The following is a 25,473-nucleotide window of genomic DNA, read 5'->3' on the forward strand; positions in this document are numbered from 1 at the left end:
TTTATCTAAGTTTAACCCTTCAATCAACTTAAAATAATATATATATAGACATATGAAAACAATAGATAGTTTGGATTTCTCTGGAAAAAAAGCCTTAATTCGTGTGGATTTTAATGTTCCTTTGGATGATAATTTTAAAATTACGGATGACAATCGTATTCAAGGTGCGTTACCAACCATAAAGAAGATTTTGAATGACGGTGGATCGGTGATTTTGATGTCTCACTTGGGAAGACCTAAGGAGGGTCCTACTGATAAATATTCGTTGAAACATATTGTATCCTACCTTTCTGAAGTGGTTGGCCTGGATGTAAAATTCGCTGATGATTGTATCGGACAAGAAGCAATAGACAAGGCTGCTGATTTAAAATCAGGAGAAATGTTACTGTTGGAAAATCTTCGTTTTTACAAAGAGGAAGAAAAAGGAGATAAGGATTTTGCTGAAAAGCTTGCTGAATTGGGCGATGTATATGTGAATGATGCATTCGGAACTGCGCATAGAGCGCATGCTTCTACCGCGGTAATAGCACAATTCTTCCCAGACGCGAAGTATTTTGGATACTTGATGGCTGCGGAGATTAACAACGCAGAGAAAGTACTAAATAATCCACAGCGTCCGTTTACAGCTATTATGGGTGGAGCTAAGGTGTCTGATAAATTGGAATTAATCGAAGCTTTGTTGGACAAAGTGGACAATTTGATTATAGGTGGCGGTATGGCTTATACTTTTGTGAAAGCAAAAGGTGGTGAAATTGGTAAATCATTGGTAGAGCTGGATAAATTGGATCTAGCAAATGAATTGGTAAAAAAAGCAGAACAAAAAGGAGTTAACTTAGTACTGCCAACGGATGCACAGATTGCAGATCGTTTTGCAAATGATGCAGATGTTTATGATGGACCTAATGACCAAATTCCGGTAGATAGACAGGGGTTGGATATTGGAAGTGAATCGGGAGCTCATTTTGCAGAGGTGATTAGTGCATCTAACACTGTATTATGGAACGGACCAATGGGTGTGTTCGAATTCGATACGTTTGCAAAGGGAACCCGTGCTGTTGCTGATGCGATAGTTGCTGCTACGGAGCGCGGCGCATTCTCTTTAATAGGCGGAGGTGATTCTGCTGCTGCGGTATCTAAATTTGGTATGACAGAACATGTGAGTTATGTAAGTACTGGTGGTGGAGCATTGTTGGAATACATGGAAGGTAAAACATTGCCTGGTGTAAAAGCTATTGAGGGTTAATTTACCTATAATATCATGTCAATGGGTCGCCTTTTGGCTGCCCATTTTTTTTTGACTAGATTCTAAGGAAAAAAAAAAGAGACCTATTTTTTGATAGATCTCTTTTTTATGTTTTTTATTAGTTTATTTAGCTTCAGCAGCCAATTGATCTAAGATCGCATTGTTTTTTACAATTTGACTGTGTTTAGGCATTTTCGAACGGCTTCCCAATTCGATATTACGTCCTAATTTCAGAAACTGAACCTCAACACGTGAAACAGTTTTGTTTCTTCTATCTTTTCTTTTTAAACGTGTAACTCCCATTTTATTTAATATTTTTTTTGTACAAAATCTAAACGAGGTCGGAAGCGGATTCGAACCGCTGTACGAGGTTTTGCAGACCTCTGCCTAGCCACTCGGCCATCCGACCTTTTCCCTTTGTGGGCATGCAAAAATAACGCTTAATTTTTAAAATGGCAAATATATATTGGAAATTATTTGTGTATTGGATTTCGTGCGCTATTTGTAGAATTAATCTTTAATTTTTTTTGTAATTTATTCATGCCTATATTATTTTTTATATCTTTTAATCTTTTGATTAATAGCGTTTTAATTTTGTGTTTTGGTTGTTTTTTCTTTTTGGTCTAATACTTGATAGATAGTTACCGTCTTACATGGTGTAAGCATAAACAGTTTTAAAATTTAAAAAGATTATTATGAAAAAATTATTACTTTCTTTTGGCGCAGTAGTATTATTAGCTGCGGGAGCACAAGCTCAAGTAAGTTATGGCCTAAAAGCCGGTGTTAACTTAGGTAAATACAGTAATCAGTCTGATTTGGCAAAAGATTATCAGACAAATAATGTTTCTTTTTTCGTAACAGGTTTTGCTGATCTTCCGGTCGCGACTAATTTTTCTGTCCAACCGGGTTTGTCTTTACAGGGTAAAGGAAATAAATACAACTTTGATGGAGACGGCTTAGATGGTAAATCAACTACTAATGTGATGTCGATTGAAATTCCAGTAAATGCAGTTTATTGGATTCCAACGGGAGCTTCTGGATCAGTGTTTTTGGGCGCGGGTCCGTACGTAGGATTTAATGTTAGTGGTAAGCAAAAATACGAAGGTAATGTAGGAGATTGGGGAGCAGAAGGTGAATCGGATATTGACTTTGGAAGTGGTGATAATGAAATGAAAGTGATTGATGCTGGTGCCAATTTCTTAGCCGGCTATAAATTTGGTAACGGCTTTTTAATAAATGCTGGATATGGTCTAGGATTATCAAATTTATCGAACAACAGCAATTCGGATAATAAATTTTCGAATAGAGTACTTTCATTCGGAGTCGGTTTCCAATTCTAAGCTTAACACGATTGAATAGAGAAATGGCTGTCCTGATAAGAACAGCCATTTCTGTTTTATGTTGGTTATAATATGATAATGGATTAACAATAATTCTATTACAGAATATGTGAATTATCGTTAACTTTGTACTATGATAGAACTACCTGTAATACCTGTTTCAGAGACGCAGCGTAAACCGGATTGGTTACGTGTTAAATTACCGGTCGGTAAAGAGTACCGCCATGTTCGTAGTTTGGTAGACGAACATAAATTGCATACCATCTGTGAAAGTGGTAATTGTCCTAATATGGGCGAATGCTGGGGTGCAGGTACAGCTACTTTTATGATACTTGGTAATATATGTACACGCTCTTGTTCTTTCTGTGCAGTGGCAACGGGTCGACCGTTAGCTGTGGATATGGACGAACCAAATCGTGTAGCACAGTCTGTCAAATTAATGCAGGTTAAACATTGTGTGATTACTTCTGTAGATCGCGATGACCTGAAGGATGGTGGATCTACGATATGGGCTGAAACCATCAATGCTATTCGTCGTGAAAGTCCGGAAACGACTCTTGAAACACTAATTCCTGATTTTAAAGGGCAATGGGATAATTTGGACCGTGTATTAGCGGTACGTCCGGAAGTGGTGTCACATAATCTAGAAACGGTACGCCGATTGACCCGTGAAGTGCGTATTCAGGCTAAATACGATCGTTCATTAGAATGTTTGCGCCGTATTTCTGAAGCTGACCTGCGTACAAAATCGGGAATCATGCTGGGACTGGGTGAAACGGAAGAGGACGTAATTGAAGCAATGCAGGATCTGTATAATGTAGGGGTACATATCCTTACGCTTGGGCAATATCTACAACCTACCAAGGCGCATCACCCTGTATTAGACTGGATTACACCGTCTCAATTTGATAAATACAAACAAATCGGTCTCGACATGGGATTTAAATATGTCGAATCAGGACCATTAGTGCGTTCGTCTTATCATGCTGAAAAGCACTTGTTTGATATGCAGTAGAAAAGTAGGCGTGACGAACTTATGAATAATCTTATTTTAGTTTTTTTACTGCTATTTAGTTTTGCTGTATCGGGACAGGACATGACATTGGATGTTGCCAAGGCGCATTACGAAAAATCGATTGCATCAACAGCTACATTAGTGGGAAACGCTACAATAACGCAACTAAATCCACAGCTTTATTGGGATTTCAACACAGTACAGAAGAAAAGTAATGGACAGACTGTTTTGCTGGTTCCGATTAAAGCTGAAAATGTATACAGTAGATTTACGTCGAATAAAGTTTTTCCATTTGATTACGGTAACCATGCTGTCTTTTATTATGGACCGAATAGCACTGTTCAATCTTTCTGGGTTACGAAAGTATTTCCGAGCGCTATCACGGAGGCTGGGCAACAGTTGGATTTTCACGATCTATCACGTTATTTTATCATAAGAGATCTGAAAGGAAATGTTATTTCTATCATTCCTGGAAAGGGTGGCAGTTCTAAATCAGCGGAATTGCTGAAATTGGTCTATTGGAAATATAATCTGACAACAAATAAATACGAAAAAGCGTTGGATGAAGATATTTCTTTACAGAAATTTTTGTCCAAAAATATGGAGATACTTGACTCAGCCGAATTTGAAAATATAAAGACAGATTAGGATAGCGTTTTATTGTCTTAAAAAAACGGTTTCTCCGGCTATTACTGTTCGTAAAGTTTTGATGTCGCGTAACTGATTATCCGGTGCGCTCATGATATCATCTTCCAAAATTACAAAGTCTGCATCTTTCCCTTTTTCAATAGATCCTCTTTTCTGTTCCTGAAAACAAGAAAATGCTGCCCAAATCGTCATGCCACGGAGAGCCTCTTCGCGTGTAAGTGCATTTTCCATCTGAAATCCTCCACCGGGAAAGCCGGTTTTATCCACGCGGGCAACAGCGGCATGGAAGCCGTATAAAGGATTGAAATGTTCTACAGGAAAGTCACTTCCCAGTGCAACAAGACCATATTGCTGTAATAATTGTTTATAGGCGTACGCTCCTTTGATGCGTTCGGCACCTAGACGTTCTTCTGCCCAATACATATCCGAGGTGGCATGGGTAGGTTGGATGGAAGGGATAATATGAAATTTACTGAATTTTTTAAAATCTTCAGGTGCAATTACTTGGGCATGCTCGATTCGCCACCTCCGCTTTTTGCCATCCGTAAGGTGCCTGCCATAGGCATCCAGGATCAGTCGGTTAGCAGAATCGCCAATGGCATGGGTGTTCACCTGGAAGGGACTGTCAGACAGCAGTCGAATCGTTTCATCAAATTCTGCCGGGCTACGAAGTAAAAAACCTTTTGAAGGATGATCATGGTAATGTTCTAAAAGACAGGCGCCGCGCGAACCTAAGGCACCATCGGCCATTAGTTTTACGGATTTAATGCTTAGACGGTCGGAATCATAGACACCCTGCCGGATATAATTTCCGATATCATAGGGTTCGGCCAATATCATGGCATAATCTCTGATTTTTAAAGAGTCCTGCGAATAAAATTTTGTTAGAATTTCTAATTGATCGGAATTGAGTCCTGCATCGACAATGCTGGTGAGGCCGACCGAGAATAAGGAGTCTTGTGCTCGACGTAAACTTTGTAATAAATCGATTTCCGCTTCTTCAGGAATATGTATAGATATCAATGAGGTTGCGTTATCGACCAGTATGCCCGCTGGATACCCTAAACTATCTAGCATGATAAGTCCTCCGTCTACTGTTCTTCCACTGTCTAATCGCGCTATTTCTAATGCTTTGGAATTTACCCATGCGGCGTGATAGTCGATTCGGGATAAATAAACGGGAATATCAGGGAAATATTTGTCGAGGCTATCTTTGGTGGGAAATACTTTATCGGACCATAGGTTCTGATCCCAACCTGCACCGACAATCCATTTTTTTTCTGGATGTGAAAGATGATAAATTTTCAATTTCTCAATAACTTCACCGACGGAGGTGGCTCCTGTCAGGTCTGCCTGATCCAACAGTTCTGCAAACATGAAAAAATGAGCATGTGCATCATAAAATCCCGGATAGATAGGGTTTTCTTTAGCGTCAATTGTTTCTTTGGCCTTATATCGTTTTAGTATGACTTCTGAGGTGCCTATATCGATGAAAACTCCATTTTTTACAGCAAATGCTTCTGCGGTAGTGAATGTGGAATCAACGGTGTATATTTTTGCATTAAAAACGATAAGATCTACTTGTGTATTAGTCGTACAACTTGAAAAAAGACCAATAAGTAGTAAAATTGGGAAAATTTGATTGATAGAAGCCATTATAAAACCATAATTTGTTGAAGTTAAGAAATATTTTTGTGGACTGCATAATATTTTCTTTATCTGATACACATAGATTAAAATGATCGGATTTTTTTTAGATTCTATTGATAGTAGATTTCCAAAACACAAGCGGGTCGAAAATTTTCGACCCGCTTGTGTTTTGATATCACATCCTGTTTTACAGTGCTTCCGCAACAACTTCTTCCACTTCGGGAACCATTCTTTTTAACAGACCTTCAATACCTGCTTTAAGTGTGATGGTAGAGGATGGACATCCACTACAGGAACCTCTTAACTCAACAGTTACTGTACCATTTTCAAATGATTTGTAGGCTATCGCGCCTCCATCTTGTTCTACTGCTGGACGAACATAATCGTGAAGTACTTGCTGTATTTTAATTTCAGTTTCAGAACCTTCAAAAGATACATTCTCATCTGAAACAACTTCCTGGATTTTTAATTCGGATTCCACGGCTCCTTTAACAAAGTCTTTCAAAATAGCTTCAATATCTTCCCATTCTGCGTCATCACTTTTAGTGATTGTTACGAAGTTGCTCGCAAAAAATACTCCATTTACGAAATTGAATTTAAACAATTCTTTTGCAAAAGGAGAGGTTAGCGCTTTTTCTCTATCTGGATAATCTGCACTTCCATTTATCAGAAGTTTGTTAACCAAGAACTTCATGGTAGATGGATTAGGCGTTGATTCTGTATATACGTTAATTGTAGCCATTTTCTTAAATTTAATGTTCAAATATAGCAGATATACTACTCATACACGTCATTCTTTCGTCAAAGCTTAGAAAGAAACTCCCGTATAGTTGGTAGGCGTGATTGCTTTGATTTCTTCTTTTACCTCTTCAGGCACGTTAAGTCCGTCTACGAATACAGCTATGGTTTCTTGTGTAACATGGGAATTTGTGCGTGTTAGATCTTTCAAAGTTTCATATGGTTTTGGATATCCTTCCCTGCGTAAAACAGTCTGAATAGCTTCTGCTACTACTGCCCAGTTATTTTCTAGATCCTTTGCTAAAGCAGACTCGTTTAGAATTAATTTGCGAAGACCTCTTAATGTAGATTTTATAGCGATCAGCGTATGTGCAAAAGGGACACCGATGTTACGCAACACCGTTGAATCTGTTAAGTCACGTTGTAAACGTGAAATAGGTAGTTTTGCCGATAGATGCTCAAAAATTGCATTTGCCAATCCTAAGTTTCCTTCTGCATTTTCAAAGTCAATCGGGTTTACTTTGTGTGGCATCGCCGAAGAACCTACTTGTCCAGCTGTTATTTTTTGTTTGAAATATTCCATCGAAATATACGTCCAGATATCACGGCAAAGATCAATGATTATGTTATTAATACGCTTTAGGGCATCACAGCTTGCCGCAAAATTATCATAGTGTTCAATTTGGGTTGTCGTCTGCGAACGATTTAAGCCAAGTTGTTCATTGACAAATTTATTTCCAAATTCTACCCAGTTGTAAGTAGGATAAGCGACCTGATGTGCATTAAAATTGCCTGTGGCTCCGCCAAACTTTGCGGAGTAAGGTACTTGAGTCAATAATTCCAATTGTTTTTCTATACGTTCCACAAATACGTGAATTTCTTTTCCTAAGCGGGTAGGGGATGCGGGTTGTCCATGTGTACGGGCCAACATTGGAATTTCTCTCCATTCTGTAGCAAACCCTTTCAGCACCTGAAGTAATTCATTAATAGCTGGAGTATAGCTGTTTTGTATGGCCTCTTTCCATGAATATGGAATCGCTGTATTATTAATATCCTGTGATGTCAATCCAAAATGGATAAATTCCATCGAGTCATGCAGTCCTAGTTTTTCGAATTGGTCTTTTAAAAAGTATTCTACAGCTTTGACATCGTGGTTGGTTACTTTTTCGGTGTTTTTGATCCATTCCGCATCTGCTAACGAAAAATTCTGGTAAATGTTTCTTAATTTCTCATTTAATGATCCATCAAAGTGACCGAGTTGTGGAATACCTGAGGCCGAAAGTGCAATAAAATATTCAACTTCTACAAGTACACGGTATTTTATTAAGGCGAATTCTGAAAAATAAGCTGATAGTTCTTTTGTGCTATTGTGGTATCTTCCGTCTATTGGAGTAACGGCTGTTAAAGGCGATAATGTCATGTTGTAAGTAATTTGTTCAAACTTAGATAAATTTGCATTTATATGCAATTATAATCGCATACAATATGCCTTTGGTATTAGCTAGACAGCCAAAGAAAGCATATCTCAGAATGAAAATTTTTGATTTACGGTCAGTTCCGTAGGATCTGATCTCCTCGACCTTTGGAACTTAATTATCTGGGGAATTTAAGAAACCTTCCACCATAGGCAAAATACAGATATAAAAATAACAAAAAAGCCTGTGTTCATGAACACAGGCTTTTTATGGAGTATTTTAAACTCTTGTTCGGATTATTGAACGTTATTCAATGAATCAGCGATAGAATCACCAGTTGAACGTACTGAGTCAGCAACGTTTTCTAATGAATCAGCAACGTTTTCAGTAGCGTTTTCTACTTCGTTTGCTAATGAATCAGTAGTAGCGTCAGTTTTAGTTTCTGCACCACCACATGAAACTACTGTCAAAGCTAATGCTAAAAATCCGAATGCGAATAAATTTTTCATCTTTTAATTTTCTATTTAATTGAAACAAATTTTGTTTTATATCCTTTAATACTGGTATTCCAAAAAGGTAACCCGAAAAATAAATCTTTTTTTTATTTTTTTTAAAATGTTGAAAAACAGTATTTTAAAATCTTTTAAGAATTATTCTGTCGCAAATATAAGATAGTTTTATTGAATTGCAACAATAAAAAAACTAAATTGATAAAAAAATGTTTTTACTTTATAAGTAGTAGTTATGTTAGATAAAATCAGAAATATTCTAAAATTATTGAAATCGGTTGATTTTGAGCAGCTTAATAAGATTTCAAAAAAGGTAGACTTGGGTGCAGTTTTAAATGCTGTTTCCAAAATGGATGAAAAGCAATTGCAGATGGCCATGAAAATGCTTACCGGTGGTAGTAACAAGAAAAAAGAGCTGCCTCCTATTAACGCGGATTTCTACGGAATGGAAAATAAACTTTCTACAGAAGATCAGGCTTTATTGTTGAAAATCAGAACGTTCCTTGAAACGGAGATTAAACCTTTGGTAAACAATTATTGGTTGCACGATGAGTTTCCGTTTGAAATCATTCCAAAACTCGCCTCGTTAAATGTATGTGGTTATACCTTTGAAGGGTACGGTTGTGCTGGTGGAAAATCATTGATGGATGGAATAATAGCTGCTGAATTCGGACGTATAGATCCTTCTATTGCTACTTTTTTAGGTGTGCAAAGCGGCCTTGCGATGGGATCTATCTATACCTGCGGATCGGAAGAACAAAAGAACGAGTGGCTGCCACAGATGCAACAGTTCAAAAAAATCGGCGCCTTCGGGCTTACGGAACCCGAAGTTGGATCGGGAGCGGCCGGGGGATTGACCACTACCTGTCGTCATACAGCTGATGGATGGGTGTTGAATGGCCAAAAAAAATGGATTGGAAACGCTACTTTTTCTGATATCACTATTATATGGGCCAGGGATTTAGGGGATGGTGAAGTTAAAGGGTTTATTGTAAAAAAAGAGAATCCTGGATTTAATGTCGAGAAGATTAAAGGAAAGATGGCGCTGCGAATTGTCCAAAACGGATTAATAACATTGACGAATTGTATTGTACCCGAGAGCGACCGTTTGCCACATGCGAATTCTTTCAAAGATACGGCCAAAGTATTGCAGATGACGCGGGCTGGTGTCGCCTGGATGGCCGTAGGCTGTGCACGTGGTGCCTACGAAAATGCATTGGAGTATACACTAAAAAGAAAGCAGTTTGGTAAGCCTATTGCGGCTTTCCAGTTGATCCAGAATCATCTGGTGGAGATGTTGTCTAATTTGACAGCCATGCAAACTTTAGTATTCAGATTATCCGAACTGCAAGATGAGGATAAGCTCCGTGATGAACATGCCTCGCTGGCGAAAGTCTTTTGTACTTTACGAACGCGTGATATTGTGTCAAGGGCAAGAGAGGTAATGGGAGGAAATGGAATATTATTAGAGTATAATGTTGCTCGTTTCTTAGCCGATGCAGAAGCTATCTATTCGTACGAAGGAACGAAAGAAATAAACTCGTTAATAGTGGGACGGAGTATTACTGGTTTTAGCGCCTTTGTGTAGGTTGTTAACAGTGCCGAAGATGATCTGCTTGGGCTAAAAGGGTGGTTGAACTTAGAAAAAGCGTCATCGTGAGGAAGATCAGATTGGTTTTTATCAGCTCTGCAGATCTAATGAACTGTCCAAGTTTGTGATAAGGATAAAGAGGAGGGGACTAAAATTGCGAAGGGTCTATTTGACCAATGACGACTAAAAGCCTTATTCCTTCTCTTTGATGGATCTTTGTCCAACAAAATTATATTCTGTCAAACTATTCTCAAAATATTTATCTACGAACTTACAATGACAACGATGTCGTGCTTTTTAGAAATCTCCTTTTTGTTATTCAGATGACAACGATTGCGTAAATAATATTGTAAAATAAAACGGAATAAGCTAGGTTTGTTATGCAACCGGTAGCGTTAAATTTTAAACCAATTTTGTCATGAAGATAAATTTATTATTAAGTTCTTTAGGCCTATTTATAACAGGGGCTGTTTTTTCTCAAAACTATGTTTCTTCGGTATGGTCGCCCGATTTGGGTAACGGACGGTATAAAAATCCAATTATAGATGCGGATTATTCCGATCCCGATGTAACACGGGTTGGAGATGACTACTATATGATTTCCTCTAGTTTTAACCATGCTCCTGGTTTACCGATTTTACATTCTAAAGATATGGTCAATTGGAAGATCATCGGTCATGTCTTACAGAAACAAGTACCCGAGGATATCTTTAAAAAGGTACAGCATGGCAATGGGGTATGGGCGCCAGCAATACGTTTTCATCAAGATGAGTTTTATATTTATTACCCAGATCCTGACTACGGTATATATATGACGAAGGCAGCGAATCCAGCTGGAACCTGGTCGGATCCAATTTTGGTGTTTGAGGGAAAAGGACTGATTGATCCTTGCCCTTTTTGGGACGAGGATGGTAAAAATTACCTTGCTTTTGCATACGCTGGAAGCAGGGCCGGACTAAAAAGTGTACTTGCTATTGCGAAGTTAAACGATAATGGGGATAAGGTGCTGGATAGAGGGGTAATCGTATACGATGGACATGTGATCGATCCTACAATAGAGGGGCCTAAAATGCATAAGAGGAACGGATACTATTACATATTTGCTCCTTCTGGTGGTGTGGCTACAGGCTGGCAATTGGTATTGCGATCTAAAAATATATATGGGCCTTACGAACGTAAGGTGGTTATGGAGCAAGGAAAGACTGCGATTAATGGTCCACATCAAGGAGCATGGGTGGATACTCCATCGGGTGAAGACTGGTTTTTCCATTTTCAGGATAAAGATGCCATGGGTAGAGTAGTGCACCTTCAACCCATGAAATGGATTGCCGACTGGCCGGTAATAGGTGAAGATAAAGATGGTGACGGGATAGGGAACCCTGTTCTGGAATATAAAAAACCGAATGTAGGCAAAAACTACCCTGTTATAAATCCGGCTGAATCAGATGAATTTGAGGGCACACAATTGGGTCTGCAATGGCAGTGGCAAGCAAATCCAGATGGGACTTGGTTCATTCCCAGTCACGATGGCTATCTTAGGCTTTACACGCAGCAACTTCCCGCTGATTTTAAGAACATGCTAGATGTGCCTAATATATTGACACAGAAATTCCCAGCTGAGAATTTTAAGGCCACGGCCAAAATGAGATTGATTGCCAATGAAAAAGATCTAAAAGAAAAAGCTGGATTCATAGTTGTAGGGGAGGATTATAGCCAATTGTATCTCGCAGGGACAACAGGGCAATACGCTCTTTTTCATGGCGTATGTACGAAAGGCTTGAGTGGAAAAACCGAAGACATAACACCGGTTACTGCCATCGATTCGAACTTTATATACCTGCAGGTAAGAGTTACAGAGGGGGTAAACTGCAATTGGTACTATAGCTTAGACAATAAAAACTATCAGAAAGTGGGAGAGACGTTCAAAGCAAAGCCGGGGAAATGGATCGGTGCTACATTGGGCTTGTATGCTACGCGCGAACAAACTATAAACGATTCCGGCTTCGCCGAAGTGGATTGGTTCCGGTTGGAAAAATTATAGAATTGAGGCTTAATTGAGAAATATAAATGTTGAATAATATATGCTAATTATGAGGAAGATACGAAGTTTTATGGTGTTTTTTCTGATATGTTACGCGGGCTTAACATTAGCAGCAATAGATCAGATTGTGGTTGATCAAACGGGTAATGGAGATTTTGAAACTGTTCAGGAAGCTATTAATTCTGTCCGTTCTTTTCGTGAAGAACCGATTAAAATATGGATAAAAGCAGGTGTTTATAAAGAGAAAGTTGTGATTCCATCGTATATTCGACATGTTATTATTGAAGGGGAGAGCAGGGAGAATACCGTGATTACGTTTGACGATTATTCGGGAAAAACAAGAGCCACTCCGGATGAATGTGGATTGACAAAGTTTGGAACGTTTAATTCGTATAGTTTTCTTGTTCTCGCAAATGATGTTACGATCAAAAATTTGACGATTGTTAATTCTTCCGGTCCTGTGGGACAGGCTGTTGCGCTTCACGTGGAAGCGGATCGTGTTTCGGTTATCAATTGTACGATTCTGGGGCATCAGGACACCTTATATCTGGGGAAAGATCGACATCGTAATTATTTCTATAGATGTAAAATAGCCGGTACAACGGATTTTATTTTTGGCTCCAGTACTGCTTTTTTTGAGGAATGTGAAATTGAAAGCCTACGCAATTCGTATATCACTGCCGCATCTACGATCAAAGAAAGTGGTTACGGTTTTGTTTTCGTGAAATGTCGATTAATGGCCGCAGATGCGAATGTAAATAAAGTTTACCTTGGAAGGCCTTGGCGTCCTCATGCAAAAACTGTATTTATAGATTGTTTTATGGATCGGCATATCGTCCCGGCCGGTTGGGATCCGTGGACAGGAGATAAGATGTTTCCCGATAAAGTACCGACGACTTTTTATGCGGAACTCGGATCTACGGGGCCTGGAGGAAATGACGGAGCTAGAGTGACCTGGTCGCATCAGTTGCCACGATCTCAGCAGGGACATTATGACATCCGGAATGTTTTTGGGGATTGGTTACCTCCAAATTAGGTTATAAAAAGAAAAAGGCTCATTGAGCCTTTTTCTTTTTATATATTATATTACTTATTTACTTTTTTTTGTTGATTCGCTTGCTGTTGTCTCATCATATCTTCCATCCGTTGTTGGAACGATGATTTCTTTTGAACTTTTGGGTTTTTCTTATTGTTCTCTAATTTGGCCAGGATTTTATCATCATCAATGAATGAACGAATAAGAACCTGCGTTAGAAAGGTAAAGACAGCTCCCAGGAAGTAGTAATAGTTCAATCCGGATGGGAAACTGTTTAGCATGAAAAAGAAGAGCAACGGCATGATATAACCTATATATTTCATTTGGGCATTGGCAGCTGCTCCCGAAGTTGCATTATTATACCAAGTGGTTAACAAAGTCGTCAATGTCATCAAGATACACATTAACGATATGTGGCCGATCCCGAAAATTGGGGCGAAAGTAATAGGTGCATCGTAAGTGGACAAATCTTTCATCCACAAGAAACTTTCGCCTCTTAATTCGAAAAGGTTAGGAAAGAAAAAGAAAAACGCTAATGTAAAAGGCATCTGTAGAAGCATGGGTAGACATCCACCTAAGGGATTTACTCCTGCTTGCTTGTATAATTTCATTTGCTCTTGTTGTAAAAGCATCGGATTATCGTCACCTACTTTTTCTTTAATCTGATCAAGCTGCGGTTTAAGCACACGCATTTTGGCCATCGAAAGATAAGATTTGTAGGTCAACGGAAACATCAATCCTTTTAATAGCAAGGTTAGAATTAGGATGACAATACCGTAGCTCATTTTGAAGCCATCAAGAAAATCAAAAAGAGGGACGGTCAAGAATCTATTGATCCATGACATAGGACCCCATCCCATATTGATAATCTTTTGGTAATCATTTCCCTCGCCTTTCAAGGTTTTATACTGATTTGGACCAAAGAAGAAATTGAAATCATACTGATTATTTCCTTGGGTATTGAACGCCAGGTTAGTTGAAGTTTTATACGTCTTCACCACGCTATCGGCAGTGTTAAACGTTACATTCAGTTCTGTATTTTCAAAAGATTGTTTTGAAGATAGAATAGCAGAGAAGAAGTGTTGTTTGAATGCGATCCATTCCACTTTTTCCTCTACTTTCTCTTCATCATCTCCAGATTCAGAAAGATGGTCAACTGAACCTTCGGAATCTTTGTAGAATATTGTTGATTTTTCTCTTTCCGATTTTACATTAAGTTCTTTTTGAAGAAGAGAAGCCTCCCAGTTTAACGTAATTAACTTTTGCTTGATGTCAACTAGATTTTGGATGCCTACTGCATTCACCTGAAGTCCTACATTATATGCGTCAGCTTGCAAGGTATAGGTATAGTCGATATATTGATTCTCATTGTAATTTAAACGAAGGGTTACTGCAGTTGCAGAGGGATTGCTTACGGTAAAGTATAAATCGTTCGTGTTGATGTTTTCACCGTCGGCTTTAAAGATAAATCCAAACTTGTTGTTTTCACCCTCTAAGATATACAACGGGGTGTCGTCATAGTTTGTTTCATTCTTGAGCTGTACAGATTTTACTTTACCCCCTTTAGTGGAAATTTCCGCTACCAGCAATTCGTTTTCCAGTTTAACAAGTTGTTCTTGTCCGATTTTAGTTGCACCAAAAGGTTTTTGTAATGCTGCGGAGTCTACTGTAGCGATTTGATCAGTAGTACGTGTGGTGTCGGCAACGACGTTACCTTCTCTTAGGTTTTTTAGCGAATCTTGTAATACTTGTTCTTGCTTAATTTCCTGTTCTGACGGTTTCATTAAGTAAAATGAACCAGCAAAAATTGCGAAAATAAGTACTAATCCTATGATATTATTTCTATCCATTTACTATTTTTTATTTCTAATATCTTTCTATTTATTGATGTTCTACTTCTTATTAGCTAAACACGCGGCTACAAAGCTAACAAAAAGTGGGTGAGGATTTGCAACTGTTGATTTTAATTCGGGATGAAATTGACCGGCTACAAAAAACGGATGATCTTTTAATTCTACTATTTCGACTAGTCCGGTGTTGGGATTGATTCCTGAGGCTATCATTCCCGCTTTTTCGTAGTCTTTTAAATAGTCATTATTGAATTCATAACGGTGGCGGTGTCTTTCCGAAATTTTTGCTTTACCGTAAATACCAAAAGCTTTGGTCCCTTTTTTGATTTCACAGTCATACGCTCCCAAACGCATGGTACCGCCCATATTTTTGATGTTTTTTTGTTCTTCCATCAAATTAATAACGGGATTGGTCGTTTTATCGTTCATCTCAAAGCTGTTTGCATCTTTAAGACCTAATACATTGCGGCCAAACTCAATGACGGCACATTGCATACCCAAACAAATACCAAAGAAAGGTATTTTATTTTTGCGTACGAACTCGATCGTTGATAATTTACCATCTAGTCCGCGTTCTCCAAATCCAGGAGCTACCAATACACCGTCTAGATTCTTTAACTTATCGGCTACATTTTCATCGTTGATGCTTTCCGCTGCGATATACCGTACTTTTACTTTAGTCTCGTTAGCAGATCCGGCGTGTATAAACGCCTCTGCAATGGATTTATATGCGTCTGGAAGTTCGACATATTTGCCCACCAAGGCGATGTTAACTTCGTTTGTCGGATTTTTTAATCTTCCTAAGAAATTTTTCCAGTTTTCTAAATTAGGTTCGTTCTTGGTAGATAATTTTAGCTTGGATAATACGGTTTTATCCAATTGTTCTTTTAGCATTAATAAGGGAACATCATAGATCGTACGTGCATCGATTGATTCCACTACCGCATTGATATTCACATTACAAAATAATGCAAGTTTTTTGCGAATTTCCGGCGTTAATTTATGTTCTGTACGACATACTAAAATATCTGGTTGAACACCATATTCCAACAATGTTTTGACGGAGTGTTGCGTAGGTTTTGTTTTCAACTCGCCCGCAGCGGCCAAATAAGGGACCAACGTTAAGTGGATGACCAATGAATCGTTATTGCCTAATTCCCAACGCAACTGACGTACGGCTTCGATGAAAGGAAGTGACTCGATATCGCCTACTGTTCCTCCAAGTTCGGTGATGACAATGTCGTATTCGCCGGTTTCGCCCAAAAGTTGCATGCGACGTTTGATTTCGTCGGTAATATGTGGTATGACTTGAACTGTTTTCCCTAAATAAGCACCTTCTCTTTCTTTTTCGATGACGTGCTTATAGATACGCCCTGTCGTAACATTGTTTGCCTGGGAAGTAGGTACATTCAAAAAACGTTCGTAATGTCCCAAATCGAGATCGGTTTCCGCACCATCTTCGGTTACATAGCATTCCCCATGCTCGTAGGGATTCAATGTTCCTGGATCAATGTTGATGTAAGGGTCGAATTTTTGAATGGTTACTTTAAAGCCACGTGCCTGTAGAAGTTTGGCTAAGGATGCAGCAATAATGCCTTTCCCTAACGACGAGGTTACGCCGCCCGTAACAAAGATATATTTAGTCATAGCAATTATGGATTTTTAACTAATGTTTGGAGCTTTAGGGCTCCAAACATCTGCCTCATGTACGGGATACAAAGGTACGTATTTTTTTGACATATTTTCCTCTAAAAATAAAATCTTAAAGGCAGAGGAGAGATTGAAAATTTGACTTTATATGTAAAGTGATTATAATTGCATAAAGTCAAATTTATCTAAGTTTGAATCAAATCAATATTGTTGTCATTTAGAACTGTACGTGACTGCCATATCCTTCTGTAAAATTGCTTAGTGGAAAGATTTCAAGACATTGAGTATGGCCGGTGTAAAATCTGTTTCACCGAATAGGGATATACCTGCGGCACCGTTTTTTTTCGAAAGCCTTATAGCTTCCTTTAATTCATCTTCTGTTTTGAAATCAGGTAGATAAAGTCCTGCATATAGGGGGAATTTGCCATTTAATGCCTGCACTCCTTCGCTCACGGCGGTACCAATCCAGCCGACAGGTTCTCTGTAAAAACCATGGTATATCATGGGAAATACACCAGAGAGTTTCCAATTTGTCCAATCTTGTCTTACAATTCGTTTTGCAAGATCTGGGGTAGGAAATACTGCAGCAGTAAGCGGTTTGTCGTATTCTTTAGCGACATCAGCAATGCGGTTCACGACTTTGTTGACCTGGTTGTAGCGGAAGGAACGCCAGGATAGGCTCTGGTCTGGACGTTCTACTTTGTCAATATCAATGCCTGTTTCTTTTAGGAAAGCAGCTTTACTGTATTTACTATAACAGAAGTCGTAATCAGGTAGTTCGGTGGACTGATCGAGGTTGTAATTTTGCCATAGATTAACGGGCAATACAACATCTGGATACCGAATGTAATCGAGGTGTAAGCCATCCACATCTTCTTTTTCAAGTTGTTCCCGGGATTTCTCTTCAAGGTATTTCGGAACATCGGGATGTGATGGACAGAGGAACCTATAATAATCTACATAGGCAGGTTCTGTGGCGCAGGATTTACCCGATCTACTGACCGCGTAATATTCTGGATGTTGTGCCAAAAGATCTTTTTCTCCTCTATTCATTGTCCACATCCAACGATGTGTTTCCAGTCCCATTTCTTTTGCAATTTGAAAATGTTTCTTGCTATAATCCTCAAAAAAGAGCCCTCTAACACCTACTTCCCTGTAGGATTGATATCTTTTTTTTATAATGGCTTCCGATTCTTTTTGATTGGGACGAACCCACATCCAGTAATCAAATAAAAGTCCACTATTTTGTGGACTAGCTAGACTCGCCAGTGGTTGCAATTGCAGCGTCGCAATACCTGCAAAGGTTGCTTTTAGAAAATCTCTTCTTTTATTCATAACTGATGTTGTAATTACCATAACTATCCAGCGAAAGTACCTGTGATATCGTTGGATCTTTGATTTTTATTTTATAAAATGTCTGATCGTCATTGATTACAAAGGTATAATGGATATTGTTAAAATCATTTTCTAAAAATAATTTATATCCTTCTAGTGCGGTTATGTCGGTCGCAAAGCGTCCATGTTTTTTTCGGTGTAGCTGTTGTAAATAAAAGACATTCCATGCCGTTTTTTGATTTGTATGGGGAATGTAATTGTCTTCTTTTTGATCCTGCTCCACGAATTGGATGTATCCCCATCTTTCTGGATAATGCATGTTAATTACCCCGATAGGAGACCAGACCCAGTTGTCTTCGGCGATAAATTTGCCATTTTCCTGTTTTTTACGGCTGTATTTTCCGTTTATAAGTTCGTGTTGCCATTGTACCCTTGAAAAATTGATTTGCCAGAAACTATTTACTTTGGGAGTAGTGGGGCGTCCAAATGTATTTAAAGACGCAAAAGGAATTGCCATTTCCACAGACCAATAGTTGTCTTTATCTGACGGATTGTTGAGTGTGCCTTCTATATGCACTGCTGATTTTAGGTTCTTTACATCCCAATTCATTATTGCTTCTCCTGCGAAACGATACGGCTTGGGCATCATTAAATCCATAACGGTATTTAATGAATTGATTTCTATTTCATAATAAAAGGGGTGTTGCTCAAAAGGTTTAATAAATATTTCAAAGTCATTATTATGGTAGATGATGGCATCATATGTCGTGATGTCGCCCCAGATATGTGGTTCTTCCAGTTCTGCGTAGATGTAAAGGTGTTCGTCATCCCACAGCATCTTTGTTGCAGTTCTATAGGTTGGCTTTAACTGATGTGCTCCTTCGATATCCACAAAATTTGATGTCCAAGGTGTTTTTTTCCAAATAGTTTCGTCAGCTTTTCCGTCTATGAAAATGCGTTCATTTGTTTTTAGAACCTGATATTTTAAGGGTAAGGATTGCATTGCTGCGATGTCGTCCATGGAAGACTGCGCTACTCCTATAGGTGCATTGATGCCGATGAATAAAATAAAGATCAAGACGATGTTTCCATTCATAATGGTTGAAGATACCCATAAAATGATTTAGCACCCATATTGTAACAATAATTTTTTATAAAATCATTAATACCTAACTTTAGGCTGCTAAAATTCAAAACATGGAATACAGAAGAATGGGGAAGAGTGGTCTCCAATTAAGTGCATTATCATTTGGTTCGTGGGTCACTTTTGCAAGACAGACAGACGATAATATTAATGATAGGCTAATGTCTATTGCTTATGAAAATGGTGTCAATTTTTTTGATAATGCCGAAGTGTACTCCGCCGGTAAGTCGGAAGAAATGATGGGAAGAATATTGAAAAAGAAAGGTTGGGATAGGAGTTCCTTTGTGCTTTCTAGTAAAGCTTTTTTTGGTTGGAAGGGGGAGGATAAGAAGCCTAATCAACACGGGTTAAGTAGGAAACATTTAATGGAAGCATGTGATGAAGCTTTGCAGAGGTTGCAGGTGGAATACCTTGATTTATATTATTGCCATCGTGCAGATAAGAATGTGCCGATCGAAGAAGTGGTGCGCACGATGAACACGCTGATACAACAAGGTAAGATATTTTATTGGGGTACAAGTGAATGGTCGGCAGCGGAAATTATGGAAGCGCATATGATCGCGAGGGAATTGGGCTTGGAAGGACCTGCAGTAGAGCAACCCGAATATAACTTGTTTAACCGACGGAAAATGGAATCCGAATTCTTAAGTATATTTAATAATATAGGAATGGGCAGTACTATTTGGAGTCCGTTGGCGTCAGGACTGTTAACCGGGAAATACAACAGCGGAGTTCCTGATGGGTCGAGGATGTCTTTGGAAGGATACGAATGGTTGAAGGATAGGGCATTGTTGGATGATAAGGTTTTGCGGGTGAAACAATTAGGTGCTTTTGCGCAGGAGCTAGGGGTTTCATTGCCAACATTATCTATCGCATGGTGTATTCAGAATCCGAATGTTACTACTGCGATATTGGGTGCGACTAAAGAAAGTCAATTGGTGGAGAACTTTAAGGCTTTTGAAGTTTTATCTGTGTTGACGGAGGAAGTGAGGGAAAAGATAGATGATATTATGGGGACAAAACCCGACGTGGTTCGTTAGGGGGTAGATAGGGCTTTTTTGAATGCTTATAGAAAAAAGAAAAAGGATGTAATATCGATTGCATCCTTTTTCTTTTGAAGTAGTTTCGTGTTTAAAATTAAACGCGTCTAGTTTTGATACGGGCTGCTTTACCAGTAAGACCGCGCAAATAGAATAATTTAGCGCGACGTACTTTACCATAGCTATTTACTACAATTTTTTCAATGTTTGGCGAATTTACAGGGAAAATACGTTCAACACCTATGCCGTTAGAAATTTTACGAACGGTAAAAGTAGCGTTGGCACCTTCGCTGTTTAATTGGAGTACTACACCTTGGTACACCTGAACACGCTCTTTATTTCCTTCGCGAATTTTATAATGAACGCTGATGGTATCTCCTGCTTTGAAAGCGGGATTTTCATTTCTTACGACCGCTTGTTCTTCTACAAATTTTACTAAATCCATGATTTCGAGTAATTATTAACGATTTATATCCTGTAAAAATCGGAATGCAATATTACAGCTTTTATTTTAATTAAAAAAAAGTTTTTTAAAATACTTTTTGACCTCTTTTGGAAGCGACTGCAAAGGTAAGAAAAAAAATATTTTTTTATAAACAATTAGGAGATGTTTTCAATATTAGAAATGAAACGTTGAAAAAAAAATATTTTGCAATGAATCAACGTGTTAATGTGAATGTTTGTGTTTGTCCTTGACAAAATCATTTTTACCCGTATATTTGTGCCACACAAAAAAGGTAATGCCTTTTCGGGGTGTAGCGTAGCCCGGTATCGCGCCACATTTGGGATGTGGAGGTCGTAGGTTCGAATCCTGCCACCCCGACAAAAAAAGTCTGACGAAAGTCGGACTTTTTTTTGTCTGTGGCGGGATGAGAACCGTGGTTCGATCCGCAGGAGGCTTCAGGGTCGTGCTGGGGGATCGAGGGGCTGAGCCAATCCTGCCACCCCGACAAAAAAAGTCTGACGAAAGTCGGACTTTTTTTTGTTTGTGGCGGGATGAGAACCGTGGTTCGATCCGCAGGAGGCTTCAGGGTCGTGCTGGGGGATCGGGGGGCTGAGCCAATCCTGCCACCCCGACAAAAAAAGTCTGACGAAAGTCGGACTTTTTTTGTTTGTAGCAGAATTAGAACCTCAGTTCGAATGTGCGGCATCGCAAAGGGTTAGTAGCTAGCTCAAAAGTCTGTTTATAAGAAGGGGAACTTATTGCAAAAAAAATAAACCGACCTGTACAATTAATTGTTACTTATTAGTAAGCAAAGATATGCTTGATTTACGTTCAAACACAGAATACAATGAAAGTGGAAAAATCAGATATTGTCCGCTATGCCCCTAAGTCTACTTTTTGATGGGCTGGATGATGGTCGTCGGCGGAAAAAGATTTTTCAACGATCTCCCCACCGCCGTGTTGGTGTTGATTTTTGTTGGGGCAGGCCTATATTCATTGGGTATTGCGTTTTACAGCTATAAGAGAAATCTGAATGCGCATGCTATATGGCACGCATTAGTCCTTGCAGCAGCAATTTGTCATTATGTGGCTATTTTGCTGGCCATGTGAGTGCGACTTTTAAAACAATAACGATACAGCTTATTATTTTAAAAAGAATATATATCGAAGATCCAACCCAATTGGAAAGGTCTTTAATCCAGTATCGATAAATGATCCATTTTGTCATATTGAATAAGCCGTCTCACTCTTGGTTTCGGAGAGTACAAAATAGGTTTGTACGGTATTTACCTGGGGCAAGACTGCCAATTTATGCCGAAGGAACATGTGGTAGGCATCCATGTCTTTAGTAGCTATGCGTAACATAAAATCATAGGATCCTGCCATTTGATAGCACTCCATTACTTCAGGGAATTTCGCAACATCGCGTTCAAACTCATTTAGTACTTCGGCCGTATGTGCTTTAAGAAAGACCTGGGAAAAAGAAATAAGGCCGATTCCTATCTTATGCCGATCTACGATAGCCACAGTCCTTTTTATATAACCTTGTGCTTTGAGTTTTTTAACCCGCTCATGAATAGCAGCTATTGATTTATGTAATTTGAAAGATAACTCTTTGTTACTCAATGTAGCATCTTGCTGAAGTAAGCGAAGTAGTTTTATGTCTGTATCATCTAATTGCATAAGTGTATTTTTTCTTGGTACTCTGCTAAATTATATATTTTTCACGAATAATTTATTTAATTGTAGTGTTTATTCCATAAAAATTATCGAAAAGAAGTGTTAGTGTTGAATATTATCTTGTTAAACTGCAATTTTGTTGATGAAATGATGGAGAGCGTTTTAGTGTGTCAATGATTTAAAATAAAACATAAATGATAGAAGAAGTGATGAGTAAGTGTCTTTCTCCCGAACTGGATAGTAGATTTAAACACCTGTGGTGTTTGGTTGGTAATACGCCCATGTTGGAGTTGCAGTATCACTATAAGGGAAAAGCTGGAAGGATATACGTGAAGTGTGAAAACTATAATCTCACGGGAAGTATAAAGGATCGTATGGCGTTATATATTCTCTATAAGGCATATATGAACTGTCAGATCAACCCCAAGGATATGATTGTGGAAGCAACAAGTGGCAACACGGGTATTTCTTTTTCGGCGATTGGTAAAGCATTGGGGCATCAGGTGAAAATCATTATGCCTAATTGGCTGAGTAAAGAGCGTATCGACATCATAAAAAGTATGGGAGCTGATATACAGCTGGTCAGTAAAGAGGAGGGAGGCTTTCTCGGGAGTATTAGGTTAAGTGAGGAGTTGGCCGCAAAAGGAGGCGTGTTTTTGCCGAGACAGTTCGAGAATGAATTCAATGTGGAGGCGCATGAATTGACTACGGGAAAAGAGATTGTATCTCAGCTTTCCTCGGTCGGACTGGCGGCAGATGCTTTTGTGGCAGGAGTAGGTACCGGTGGCACGGTGATGGGGGTAGGTAGGCAGCTCCGGAATAGTAATCCGTTTGTTAAAATACATCCACTTGAACCTGCAGAAAGTCCAACATTGACGACTGGCTATAAAGTAGGCTCTCACCGTATTCAGGGAATTTCAGATGAATTTATTCCTGCTATTGTAAAGCTGGACGAAGTAGATCGGGTGATCAAAGCGTGCGACGGTGATGCGATTATTATGGCGCAGAAATTAGCAAAGGAACTGGGATTGGCTGTAGGAATCTCCTCTGGTGCTAATATTATCGGTGCGATTAAATTAAAAGAAGAGCTTGGGGATGATGCCGTAGTGGTAACATTACTCTGCGATGATAATAAAAAATATTTAAGTACTGATCTCGTGCGTGAAGAACCGATTAAGCCGGGGTATGTGTCTAGTGATCTTTCGTTTACGGGGTATTTGCCAATTAGTAGACTGGAGAAACCATTGATCGGTGTACGATAATATATAACTGTTGTTTCAACCTAAAATTGTAAACTTTTAGGTATTGTTTGTGTGAGGGGTATCCGATCAGGAGTATGATCGGTACCTCTTTTTTGAAAATATAAAATCAACCAAAAAAGCATATTATGATGAAGATAGTTTTTCAAATTTTATTAACGATGAGTTTCCTGTTTCAGGGAGCTGGTTTCGCGCAGGAGGATAGTTTGGTTTCGTTTGACGATATTGAATTTTCGGAGGGAGCTCAGGATACGGAAGGGCTGATCGATGTTTCTGATGAGGTAGTTTTCTCAGATGGTGCTGATACTGCGTCGTTCAATGAAGGTGAAAGTGATGATGCTGTCGTTACACGGGTACCGATTGAGCAGGCAGAGAAACAATCAATGTGGGCAATATTTATCGCGGGATTAATCGGCGGATTTGCGGCATTCCTGATGCCCTGTATTTTTCCGATGGTACCATTGACGGTAAGTTTTTTTACGAAAAAGTCGGGCAGTAAAGGGAAAGCGGTTTCGCAGGCGTTGTTATATGGTATATTTATTATCGTTATTTATGTTGCCCTGGGCATGTTGATTACCATGGCGTTTGGTGCGGATGCATTAAATGCGCTTTCTACGAATGGTGTTTTCAATTTTCTTTTCTTTCTATTACTGGTTGTGTTCGCAGCTTCCTTTTTTGGTGCATTTGAAATTACACTGCCCAGTTCTTTTGTCAATAAAATTGATGCGAATTCGGACAAAGGCGGTTTGGTAGGTTTGTTTTTTATGTCGGCTAGTCTAGCAGTAGTTTCCTTCTCTTGTACGGGGCCGATAATCGGCACGCTGCTTGTTGAGGCCGCTACAAAAGGGGAACGATTGGGGCCGGCAATTGGTATGTTTGGTTTTTCTTTAGCATTGGCCGTGCCTTTTGTATTATTTGCTATGTTTCCTTCCATGATGAAGTCGCTGCCCAAATCAGGTGGATGGCTCAATAGTGTGAAAGTAGTGTTAGGATTCCTGGAGCTTGCCTTGGCTTTAAAATTTTTGTCTAATGTTGACTTGGCTTATAATTGGCAAATATTGGATAGGGAAGTGTTCCTTTCGTTATGGATTGTCATCTTTGGATTGATGGGATTGTACCTTATTGGTAAAATCAAATTTTCACACGATAGTCCGTTAAATTATTTGTCTGTTCCCCGAACGATACTGGCCATAGTTGTTTTTTCATTTGTGGTGTATATGGTACCGGGTATGTGGGGAGCGCCACTGAAATCTATAGCCGCTTTCTTGCCACCGATAGGTACACAGGATTTTGATATTTCGACTGTGCATAGCATGGGCGGTACACATACGGCAGATGCCAGTGGTCGTAAACATTATACGCATTTTCACAGTCGGGCAACGATTAAGGGATTTGATCCCTATTACGATTATGAGGAAGCCCTTGCTGCGGCGAAAGCGCAAAACAAACCCTTAATGATAGATTTTACGGGATGGACTTGCGTCAATTGTCGTAAGATGGAGGCGGATGTGTGGTCTGATCAGAAAATAAGAAATTTGATTAATCAGGAATTTATTCTAGTAGAATTATATGTGGATGAGCATGATTTAAAGCTCGCGGAAGCGGAACAATATATTTCTCCACAAACTGGAAAGAAAATAAATACAGTTGGTAAAAAGAATACAGATTTTCAGATCAGTAAGTTTGGTAGTAATTCTCAGCCGTTATATGCGTTGGTGGGCAATGATGGTGAGCTGCTTGTGCAGTCAAGTGGCGCAAACTATGATATCGATAAATATGCTGCTTTTCTGCAGTCTGGTATAAAGGCGTATCAAGAACGGAATTGATAATAACGCGGATTAAGA

22 protein-coding genes and 2 tRNA genes are annotated in these 25,473 nt (G+C 39.0%); 12 read left to right on the forward strand and 12 right to left on the reverse strand.

The annotated features are described in order from the left end of the window. Positions 1–52: 52 nt before the first annotated feature. A complete protein-coding gene (locus FAZ15_RS15225; protein ID WP_136902182.1) occupies positions 53–1,243 on the forward strand; it encodes a phosphoglycerate kinase in 1,191 nt (396 codons plus the stop codon). Between the two features lie 123 nt (positions 1,244–1,366). Here FAZ15_RS15225 and FAZ15_RS15230 read toward each other — a convergent pair whose 3' ends face one another. Both FAZ15_RS15230 and FAZ15_RS15235 read right to left on the reverse strand, forming a co-directional pair. Next, the gene (locus FAZ15_RS15230; protein ID WP_136902183.1) at positions 1,367–1,546 is read right to left on the reverse strand and encodes a spore protein; all 180 of its coding nucleotides are present in this window, start codon (positions 1,544–1,546) and stop codon (positions 1,367–1,369) included. A gap of 35 nt (positions 1,547–1,581) precedes the next feature. Continuing rightward, a tRNA-Cys gene (locus FAZ15_RS15235) sits at positions 1,582–1,652 on the reverse strand. Between the two features lie 286 nt (positions 1,653–1,938). On the opposite strand from FAZ15_RS15235, the gene FAZ15_RS15240 reads away from it, so the two are divergent. The 3 genes from FAZ15_RS15240 (at position 1,939) to FAZ15_RS15250 (ending at position 4,246) form a co-directional block, all read left to right on the forward strand. After that, a complete protein-coding gene (locus FAZ15_RS15240; RefSeq protein WP_136902184.1) occupies positions 1,939–2,583 on the forward strand; it encodes a porin family protein in 645 nt (214 codons plus the stop codon). A 133-nt stretch (positions 2,584–2,716) separates the two neighbouring features. Then, on the forward strand, positions 2,717–3,598 hold the full coding sequence (lipA, locus tag FAZ15_RS15245; RefSeq protein WP_136902185.1) for a lipoyl synthase: 882 nt from the start codon (positions 2,717–2,719) through the stop codon (positions 3,596–3,598). A gap of 21 nt (positions 3,599–3,619) precedes the next feature. Next, positions 3,620–4,246: a hypothetical protein gene (locus tag FAZ15_RS15250; RefSeq protein WP_136902186.1), complete on the forward strand. Its 627-nt coding sequence runs from the start codon at positions 3,620–3,622 to the stop codon at positions 4,244–4,246. A 9-nt stretch (positions 4,247–4,255) separates the two neighbouring features. Here FAZ15_RS15250 and FAZ15_RS15255 read toward each other — a convergent pair whose 3' ends face one another. The 4 genes from FAZ15_RS15255 to FAZ15_RS15270 all read right to left on the reverse strand — a co-directional run bounded on the left by FAZ15_RS15255 (position 4,256) and on the right by FAZ15_RS15270 (position 8,558). Then, positions 4,256–5,902: an amidohydrolase gene (locus FAZ15_RS15255; protein WP_136902187.1), complete on the reverse strand. Its 1,647-nt coding sequence runs from the start codon at positions 5,900–5,902 to the stop codon at positions 4,256–4,258. A 181-nt stretch (positions 5,903–6,083) separates the two neighbouring features. Further along, positions 6,084–6,638 (reverse strand): NifU family protein, encoded by a 555-nt coding sequence (locus FAZ15_RS15260; RefSeq protein ID WP_136902188.1) that lies wholly within the window; start codon positions 6,636–6,638, stop codon positions 6,084–6,086. 66 nt (positions 6,639–6,704) lie between these two features. Beyond that, complete coding sequence (gene purB / locus FAZ15_RS15265; protein WP_136902189.1) at positions 6,705–8,054, reverse strand: adenylosuccinate lyase; 1,350 nt, start codon at positions 8,052–8,054, stop codon at positions 6,705–6,707. Positions 8,055–8,345: 291 nt separating this feature from the next. Further along, positions 8,346–8,558 (reverse strand): hypothetical protein, encoded by a 213-nt coding sequence (locus FAZ15_RS15270; RefSeq protein WP_136902190.1) that lies wholly within the window; start codon positions 8,556–8,558, stop codon positions 8,346–8,348. 235 nt (positions 8,559–8,793) lie between these two features. Here FAZ15_RS15270 and FAZ15_RS15275 point away from each other — a divergent pair, with 235 nt between their 5' ends. The 3 genes from FAZ15_RS15275 to FAZ15_RS15285 all read left to right on the forward strand — a co-directional run bounded on the left by FAZ15_RS15275 (position 8,794) and on the right by FAZ15_RS15285 (position 13,226). After that, positions 8,794–10,146 carry an acyl-CoA dehydrogenase family protein gene (locus FAZ15_RS15275; protein WP_136902191.1) on the forward strand — a complete coding sequence of 451 codons (1,353 nt, stop codon included), beginning with the start codon at positions 8,794–8,796 and terminating at the stop codon, positions 10,144–10,146. A 421-nt stretch (positions 10,147–10,567) separates the two neighbouring features. After that, positions 10,568–12,190, forward strand: a complete 1,623-nt coding sequence (locus FAZ15_RS15280; protein ID WP_136902192.1) for a glycoside hydrolase family 43 protein — start codon at positions 10,568–10,570, stop codon at positions 12,188–12,190. Positions 12,191–12,239: 49 nt separating this feature from the next. Then, positions 12,240–13,226, forward strand: a complete 987-nt coding sequence (locus FAZ15_RS15285) for a pectinesterase family protein (protein WP_136902193.1) — start codon at positions 12,240–12,242, stop codon at positions 13,224–13,226. 50 nt (positions 13,227–13,276) lie between these two features. Here the strand turns inward: FAZ15_RS15285 and yidC are convergent, their stop codons facing one another. The 4 genes from yidC to FAZ15_RS15305 all read right to left on the reverse strand — a co-directional run bounded on the left by yidC (position 13,277) and on the right by FAZ15_RS15305 (position 19,157). After that, a complete protein-coding gene (gene yidC / locus FAZ15_RS15290) occupies positions 13,277–15,076 on the reverse strand; it encodes a membrane protein insertase YidC (protein WP_136902194.1) in 1,800 nt (599 codons plus the stop codon). A gap of 42 nt (positions 15,077–15,118) precedes the next feature. Next, the gene (locus FAZ15_RS15295) at positions 15,119–16,723 is read right to left on the reverse strand and encodes a CTP synthase (RefSeq protein ID WP_136902195.1); all 1,605 of its coding nucleotides are present in this window, start codon (positions 16,721–16,723) and stop codon (positions 15,119–15,121) included. Positions 16,724–16,984: 261 nt separating this feature from the next. Continuing rightward, positions 16,985–18,061, reverse strand: a complete 1,077-nt coding sequence (locus tag FAZ15_RS15300) for a family 10 glycosylhydrolase (protein WP_136902196.1) — start codon at positions 18,059–18,061, stop codon at positions 16,985–16,987. Further along, positions 18,054–19,157, reverse strand: a complete 1,104-nt coding sequence (locus tag FAZ15_RS15305) for a carbohydrate-binding family 9-like protein (RefSeq protein ID WP_238387274.1) — start codon at positions 19,155–19,157, stop codon at positions 18,054–18,056. Before FAZ15_RS15305 ends, FAZ15_RS15300 begins: the two co-directional genes overlap by 8 nt. A 101-nt stretch (positions 19,158–19,258) precedes the next feature. Here FAZ15_RS15305 and FAZ15_RS15310 point away from each other — a divergent pair, with 101 nt between their 5' ends. Continuing rightward, positions 19,259–20,245, forward strand: coding sequence for a potassium channel beta subunit family protein (locus FAZ15_RS15310; protein ID WP_136902197.1), 987 nt, complete (start codon positions 19,259–19,261; stop codon positions 20,243–20,245). Between the two features lie 97 nt (positions 20,246–20,342). Here the strand turns inward: FAZ15_RS15310 and rplS are convergent, their stop codons facing one another. Continuing rightward, positions 20,343–20,690: a 50S ribosomal protein L19 gene (gene rplS / locus FAZ15_RS15315; protein ID WP_136902198.1), complete on the reverse strand. Its 348-nt coding sequence runs from the start codon at positions 20,688–20,690 to the stop codon at positions 20,343–20,345. Between the two features lie 304 nt (positions 20,691–20,994). On the opposite strand from rplS, the gene FAZ15_RS15320 reads away from it, so the two are divergent. After that, positions 20,995–21,068 (forward strand) — tRNA-Pro (locus FAZ15_RS15320). 522 nt (positions 21,069–21,590) lie between these two features. Further along, positions 21,591–21,800, forward strand: a complete 210-nt coding sequence (locus tag FAZ15_RS15325; protein ID WP_136902199.1) for a hemolysin III family protein — start codon at positions 21,591–21,593, stop codon at positions 21,798–21,800. A gap of 114 nt (positions 21,801–21,914) precedes the next feature. Here FAZ15_RS15325 and FAZ15_RS15330 read toward each other — a convergent pair whose 3' ends face one another. Continuing rightward, positions 21,915–22,373 (reverse strand): Lrp/AsnC family transcriptional regulator, encoded by a 459-nt coding sequence (locus FAZ15_RS15330; protein ID WP_136902200.1) that lies wholly within the window; start codon positions 22,371–22,373, stop codon positions 21,915–21,917. A 191-nt stretch (positions 22,374–22,564) separates the two neighbouring features. Between FAZ15_RS15330 and FAZ15_RS15335 the strand changes: the two genes are divergently transcribed. Both FAZ15_RS15335 and FAZ15_RS15340 read left to right on the forward strand, forming a co-directional pair. After that, positions 22,565–23,632, forward strand: a complete 1,068-nt coding sequence (locus FAZ15_RS15335; RefSeq protein WP_136902201.1) for a PLP-dependent cysteine synthase family protein — start codon at positions 22,565–22,567, stop codon at positions 23,630–23,632. Positions 23,633–23,760: 128 nt separating this feature from the next. Further along, positions 23,761–25,455, forward strand: coding sequence for a protein-disulfide reductase DsbD family protein (locus FAZ15_RS15340; RefSeq protein WP_136902340.1), 1,695 nt, complete (start codon positions 23,761–23,763; stop codon positions 25,453–25,455). Positions 25,456–25,473: the final 18 nt, after the last annotated feature.

Source organism: Sphingobacterium olei (assembly GCF_005048855.1).
GTDB lineage: Bacteria > Bacteroidota > Bacteroidia > Sphingobacteriales > Sphingobacteriaceae > Sphingobacterium > Sphingobacterium olei.